Source organism: Ruoffia sp. FAM 24228, assembly GCF_045528575.1.
Taxonomy (GTDB): Bacteria; Bacillota; Bacilli; order Lactobacillales; family Aerococcaceae; genus Ruoffia; species Ruoffia halotolerans.
Genome location: NZ_JBGQQZ010000011.1, coordinates 43,214 through 49,870, shown reverse-complemented (window position 1 = coordinate 49,870; position 6,657 = coordinate 43,214). Strand labels below are relative to the sequence as shown.

The following is a 6,657-nucleotide window of genomic DNA, read 5'->3' as shown; positions in this document are numbered from 1 at the left end:
ATGAGACTAAAAAGTTTTTCTTTAGCTTAGAAAATCGATTAAAATATTTTAATTTCGATAAAGTGATCCAAAATTGAAAAATAACGACTAGAATAACTCAATATTTAAAAGTATGAATTATTCAGGATTATTATTAAATATTAAGTTTGATTATTACGAAGTAATATTATATTTGATGAGTTTTATAACAGCCTTTTTATGTAGCTATTCAATAATATATAGCGTTCAATTAATTGGACTTTCAATAAGAATTCGTTTTATTTCCGTTAAATATTAACAGGACCTCTAATATAGTGACCCCAAAAGTTAGACTAAAAATCTAACCTTTGGGGGTCGGCTCATAACGAGGTCTTTTTTTATACAAGAAAAGGATAGTGATACAACTATTGGACTTAATGACACCAGATCTAATGATTAAACTTGAACGAGCCCTTATGGAAAGCAGTCAACTGGCACACGTGATGTGTGGTATATAAATTATTCAGACACCTTAGGGTGTCTTTTTGTTTATTGATTTTTTTAGGATGCGACATTTTATAACCGGCTAATTTATTTTAGTTCATTATATTTTGTGGCTTTTTATTTTTGAGGTGATTTATATCTCTACTACTTTAGAAACTTTAAGAATATTGGCACACAGTAATACCGAGTCTTTAATAAACATGAATGATCGTGATGTCTTTTATAATTCATGGGTGTGGAGAAAGAAGCGTTATGAAATTGTGCAGCGTGATAATCAAGAGTGTCAAGTATGTAAAGATGATGGCGAAGTTACACTGGCTACATCAACGCATCCGCTCATCGTACATCACATCAAACCATTAGAGTATCATCCTGACTTGAAGCTAGACGATGACAACCTCATCACAGTGTGTATCGCATGTCACAACAGCATACACACAAGCACAGCGCACAAGGTGTGGGACGACGAGTGGTGGTAGTAAAGCGTGTTACACACATAAAACAATGTTTCACAGACAATTTACCTGTGCATAAGTGCTATAAACGTTTATATAACAGCGTTTTAACGGGATGCCCCTAAAAAATGTTTCACAAGATTTTATTTGCGTTACAGCGGGCGGCTCTCTTCTCTGAGGATATTTTTATGTTTCACAATGTTTCACAGACGGGGGCAAATGACAGAAAGGAGAGAAAAAATGGCAATTTCTTTATCGAAGTTGAAAAGTGATTTGTTGGAAAGAATTGACACAGATAATTTAATTGAAGTTGAGAAAGTCGAGCGTTACTGCGATTTAATCAAGTTATACCGTCGTATCGAACGTGAGATTCGAGAAGATGAGCTAACAAAGACAACAACTAATGCGTCACAAGAGTTCGAAAAATCAAATCCACTTTTAAACGACTTAAAATCTTTGAATTCTCAAATTAATACCACTGGCAACACGATTAAGTTTAAACGAGAAAGTAAAAAACCAGACCTCTCCACTGTGCCAGTAAGCAAGAAAGTTAGTTTAATTTGATATCCCATCCATTCGTTGATGAGTATATAGACCAGTGGAAGAATGGAGAGATAATACTTAATCAAGATCGCATCGATTTAATAAATTATTTAGAAAACGTCGTGCTTGTAATGGATGTTTATTTTGATGAAAAGCAAATTGATGATTTTGTTTCATTTGCTGAAAAGTGGTTTTTTAAATTACAACCATTCCAGAAATTTTTAATCTGTTTTGTTTTCTTATACTTTGATAAAGATGACCCCGTCTTTGAAATATTTTTCTGGACAATGGCGAGGGGTGCAGGAAAGAACGGGCTTATTTCAGTGATGTTGGCTTATTTTGTGAGTAGCTTGCATGGCGTGTCTGAGTACAATGCTGCGGTTATCGCCAATAGTGAACGACAAGCGAAAAAGTCTTTCATGGATATACACAATATGTTGAAGCGTAATCCTATGCTTATCGACAAAGAAGTAGGCGAGTTCAGGAATGGCTTAGCACAAATAACGAATACGGAAACACTTAGCACCATTGAGTATTTAACGAGTAATGCAGATACCAAAGACTCATTTGCTCATGGTGTGGTTATTTTTGATGAAATACATCGCTACGAAAATTATGATGCGATAAACGTGCTAACAGATGGACTTGAAAAGGTACAACCGCCTAGAACGTTCCAAATTAGCACCAATGGTTATGTACGTGATGGCGTCTATGATAAAGAGTTAGAGAAAGCAAGAAAGATTCTAAAACATAAGAAGTTCGAGAGTCGCATGTTCCCTTGGATATGTACACTGGACGATAAGTCGGAAGTTGAAAAGGAATCCAATTGGGAAAAAGCGAACCCTATGTTTCATGAACCTCTAAGTAGTTACGGTGAAGGGTTATTGAGGACCGTTCGTAATCAGTGGGGAGAAGTACAACGTGGCGAGCGGAATAAGTCTGAATGGCTAACGAAGCGGATGAACGCACTTGATGTGGAAACAGAAACATCGGTAGCCACGCGCGAAGAAATTCGAGCAACCAACCGTGACCTGCCAAATGATCTAGCAGATTTCTATGCAGTTGGCGGATTAGATTATGCTTCACTAAAAGACTTTGCTTCCGTGGGATTATTGTTTAAGCGAGATGATGAGTATATATGGATAACACATTCATTCATTCGTCAAGAATTTTTGGATAACTACAATCTAAGTATTTCAAAACAAATACCAAAATGGGAACGTGACGGATTGCTGACAGTCGTTGATGAACCAACCATCGACATACAGCATATTGCGAATTGGTTTGTGGACATGAGAGAAATATACGACTTTAACATGATTGTCGGCGACACCTATCGTATGGACTATGTAAGGGGTGCTTTGGAAGCCGAGGGGTTTGAAGTAGATTTCGTCCGACGAGCAAAATCCATTGAAGCGACTACTGCTCCGCAAATTGAAGTAGCTTTTGCGAATCACAAAATCATTTGGGGCAAGAACCCATTGATGAATTGGTACACAAACAACGTTTATGTAGCAAGGGATAAATTTGGCAATATGATGTATGAAAAGAAAGATGAAAATCGCCGTAAGACCGATGGTTTTATGGCTTTTACGCATGCCTTTTGGAAAGGTAGCGAAGCATTCCCCGAAGCGCCAGAAGAGTTTGTATTTGATGACTTTTGGGATTAAACATTGTCCTGAGCAAAGACATTAAACTGCTTAAATAACCCATTAGGAGGTGTGGATTAAATGCTGATTTTCGACAATTGAAAGGAGTAGTGATCCATGTCTCCCTTACTTGGGGTTATAAGTAAATTTATATTGAAAGCAGGTGGAGCAGATTGGATTAATAAACCGAATTAAAGCCATGTACACTGGTGTACCTTATGACACAAGCATAAGTACGATTCCCGTCTCAGAGTGGGATGACATCATGTACAGTTACAGTGATACACACTTGAGGCAATCCGCCTTAGATACTGTTATTGGAAAGATTAAAAATACGAGTAGTTTAATTAAGTTTGATACAAAGGATGAAATATTAAACCATAAACTCAATGTTAAACCCAACGACAACGAAAACAAGTCCGACTTTAGAAACAGAGTTATCGACCTCATGTTGCTGGAGGGGGAGTGTTTAGTTGTTCGTGTAAAAGGAAATCTGTATGTTGTGGACAGTTTCTCAGTTGATGGGCGTGAGTTTGAAGATAGGACTTACAAGGATATTGTTATTGGTGAAGTGGTTTTAAAAAAACAATTTAAATCGAAAGATGTTTTTCATTTTCGATATACCAATGATAAATTAAAAAAATTCTTGCGAGATTTAGATGAATCATATGCAAAGTTGTTCTCGCGACTTATTGAAGTACATATGCGAAATAATCAGATACGAATTTATGCTGAGTTTGCTCAAGGTAAAAAGGATGATAAGTCTCAGCAAAAATACAGAGAGTTTTTGCGAGGTATGGAAGATAAAATTCGCAATGATTCTGTTGCAGTTATTCCAACTCAAAAAGACTGGAAGCCTACTGAAAATGCCCAAAATTATGAGTCACGTTCAATCAAAGAGGTTGGCGACTTGGAAAACATGTATGTCCGACAAGTGGCAAATATATTGCAAGTACCACCCTTGTTGTTTAGTGGTGAGTTAGCAGATGTGAGCCAACATAAAGATAGCTATATTAAAGATTGTATACGGCCACTTATGCAAGTTTTGGCAGATGAAGTCAATGCAAAGTATTTCAGCCTCAAAGAATACATGAACGATGGCGGTGTTAAGGTTAACGCGGTTCACGCGTTATTTAATAGTGAGTTTGAAATGGGTAATGCCACCGAAAAAATGATTGGTAGTGGAGTTTGGACCATTGACGATATCTTAGAGCTTCAAGGTAAAGAACGAGAGAATAACATTGTGACCACGCAACGTTATTTGACGAAGAATATGGCACCAATCCGAGAGGATGGAACCGTGGATGATGGAAAGTCGGCTAATTAGCGGGCTTATTTTTATTGAAAGGGGTTGAATATGTGAACGACAAATTGAGAAAAATGGCAAGAAATATTAAACCGAAAATATCAAATGAAGTAATTGACAACAAATTAGTTATTACTTTATCCGGATCAGTTGGAGAACCTTATTGGTTTGATGACAAAGAAGAAGATTTTATCAACGAACAACGAGTTAAGTCATTGGTTGGTGATAGTAAGCAAGATATTATCATCAAATTAAATTCACCCGGTGGAGATGTGTTTGAGGGCATTGCTACTTACAACTACTTAAATGAGTTAGATAACCACGTAACTATTGAAGTCACGGCATTAGCAGCAAGTGCAGCATCTATCATTGCAATGGCTGGAGATGAAATTGTTATGTGTATGGGCAGTCAAATGATGATTCATGAGGCAAGTACAGTGACGTGGGGGAATAAAGCAGACCACTATAAAACAATCAATGCATTAGAAACTATTGATAGTTCTATCGTGAGTGTGTATGCGGAAAAAACCGGAATTGATCGTGATGAAATCACGGATTGGTTGAGTGGAGAAACGTGGTTCACTGCCGAAGAGGCGGTTGAAAAAGGAATTGCGAATGCGCTAAAAGAGCGTCCTAAACCAATTGAAAACAAAACAGTCACAGTTCAAGTCGATGGCGAAGCGATAGCTAATAAAGTTATTGCGCATTTTGAAAATAAATACGGCATTAGTGCCAGCGAACCTAAAACAGGTTTAAGTAAAATATTTGGAGGGAAAAAATAATATGGATAAATTTAAAGATACAGTAGGAGATTTACGCGTAAAATTTCAGGGGGCTCTGAAAGACGAAGATACAACACAAGAAGAACAACTTGAGATTATGGAAGCTTATTACAATGCTATCTCGGAGGAAAAGGCTGAGCAGGTACGTAATGAATACGAAGAGTTAAAGAATGTTACGGATAACAACATTTTGGCATCACGTGGTATCCACGTACTGACTGCCTCAGAAGCTAAGTATTATAACGAAGTTGAGAAAACAGGGAAGTTTCCAGCGGATGAATTATTGCCAGAAACAGTTATCGAACGTGTGTTTGATGACATCCAACAAGACCGTCCTTTATTAAAGCTTATTCGTTTCACACCTGGCGTAGGTCGTCAAAAAGTCATTACATCAAAGCGTTTTGGTAAAGCTGTATGGGGTCCATTACACCGTGATTTAGAAGGTCAATTAGATATGACGTTTGACGCAACAGAAACTGAGTTACGTTCACTAACAGCATTCTTCTTAATCTCTAATGACACATTAGATTTGGGTGCACGTTGGATTGACCGTTACATCCGTCTATGCTTGCAAGAAGCTATCTCAGAAGCGTGGGAAGAAGCGATTGTAACAGGTACAGGTAATAACGAGCCGATTGGTTTACTTAAAGATTTAGATGCACCAGTTGTGGGCGGTGAGTACGCAGATAAAGAAGCGAGCGGTACGTTAACGTTTGCAGACGCGAAAGCTATGGTTAAAGAATTTGGTCAAATTCTAAAAGATTTATCAAGTTACACTGTTAATTACACAGATTTGTCTGGCGACCCACAAACACAAACTAAACAACGTAAAGTAGCAGGTAAAGTGAAGTTGATTATTAACCCAGCTAATTACTATGATATCGTAACGAAAGTAACAACGCAGAATGCCAATGGTGTATTTGTATCGAACTTCCCATTCATTCCGCAATTAAACATTATTGAGTCTGAATTTGTGCCAGAAGGCAAACTGATTGCTTTCTTAGATGGTGAATACGATGCTCAAGCTGCATACCAAAACCGAATCTATGTGTATAAAGAAACGTTCGCAATGAAGCGTGCAACTTTATACGCAATTGATGTATTTGGAGATGGACGTCCAACGAACAACGATTCAGCGAAAGTTTACGACATCGCTATTCCAGTTGAAGAAGATACTGAAACACCTTAGGGGGTAATTGAGAATGGCAATTTATAAAACGATTGAACGATTTGACGATAAAAACGGACATGGCGGTGTGTATGAGGTCGGTGACTTCTATACACACTCTAACCGATTTGAATCATTATCAACGGATAATAACAAATCAAAACGTCCATTTATCAAAGAGTTGACAGTGGCTGACCTGAAAAGCGAATTAACTAAACTAGATGTTGAGTTTGATACTAAAGCGAATAAAGCAGAATTAGAAGAGATATTATCAGATGAATTAAAAAAGTAG

General features: G+C 37.4%; 7 protein-coding genes. All 7 read left to right on the top strand.

The window, feature by feature from the left end:
• Positions 1–662: 662 nt before the first annotated feature.
• Positions 663–941 (top strand): HNH endonuclease, encoded by a 279-nt coding sequence (locus ACEN33_RS03350; protein WP_407094579.1) that lies wholly within the window; start codon positions 663–665, stop codon positions 939–941.
• A 216-nt stretch (positions 942–1,157) separates the two neighbouring features.
• Entirely contained in the window at positions 1,158–1,481 is a 324-nt protein-coding gene (locus ACEN33_RS03345) for a P27 family phage terminase small subunit (protein WP_407094578.1), read from the top strand.
• Positions 1,478–3,130: a terminase TerL endonuclease subunit gene (locus ACEN33_RS03340; protein WP_407094577.1), complete on the top strand. Its 1,653-nt coding sequence runs from the start codon at positions 1,478–1,480 to the stop codon at positions 3,128–3,130. Before ACEN33_RS03345 ends, ACEN33_RS03340 begins: the two co-directional genes overlap by 4 nt.
• A 244-nt stretch (positions 3,131–3,374) precedes the next feature.
• The gene (locus tag ACEN33_RS03335; RefSeq protein ID WP_407094576.1) at positions 3,375–4,436 is read left to right on the top strand and encodes a phage portal protein; all 1,062 of its coding nucleotides are present in this window, start codon (positions 3,375–3,377) and stop codon (positions 4,434–4,436) included.
• 32 nt (positions 4,437–4,468) lie between these two features.
• Entirely contained in the window at positions 4,469–5,197 is a 729-nt protein-coding gene (locus tag ACEN33_RS03330) for a head maturation protease, ClpP-related (protein ID WP_407094575.1), read from the top strand.
• 1 nt (position 5,198) lies between these two features.
• Complete coding sequence (locus ACEN33_RS03325) at positions 5,199–6,386, top strand: phage major capsid protein (RefSeq protein ID WP_407094574.1); 1,188 nt, start codon at positions 5,199–5,201, stop codon at positions 6,384–6,386.
• Positions 6,387–6,399: 13 nt separating this feature from the next.
• On the top strand, positions 6,400–6,657 hold the full coding sequence (locus ACEN33_RS03320; RefSeq protein ID WP_407094573.1) for a HeH/LEM domain-containing protein: 258 nt from the start codon (positions 6,400–6,402) through the stop codon (positions 6,655–6,657).

What these genes read in the sequence shown, in the direction of transcription:
- ACEN33_RS03325 (WP_407094574.1), top strand. Translation starts at nt 5,199, where the DNA reads ATGGATAAATTTAAAGATACAGTAGGAGATTTACGCGTAAAATTTCAG.
- ACEN33_RS03350 (WP_407094579.1), top strand. Translation starts at nt 663, where the DNA reads ATGAATGATCGTGATGTCTTTTATAATTCATGGGTGTGGAGAAAGAAG.
- ACEN33_RS03345 (WP_407094578.1), top strand. Translation starts at nt 1,158, where the DNA reads ATGGCAATTTCTTTATCGAAGTTGAAAAGTGATTTGTTGGAAAGAATT.
- ACEN33_RS03320 (WP_407094573.1), top strand. Translation starts at nt 6,400, where the DNA reads ATGGCAATTTATAAAACGATTGAACGATTTGACGATAAAAACGGACAT.
- ACEN33_RS03335 (WP_407094576.1), top strand. Translation starts at nt 3,375, where the DNA reads ATGTACAGTTACAGTGATACACACTTGAGGCAATCCGCCTTAGATACT.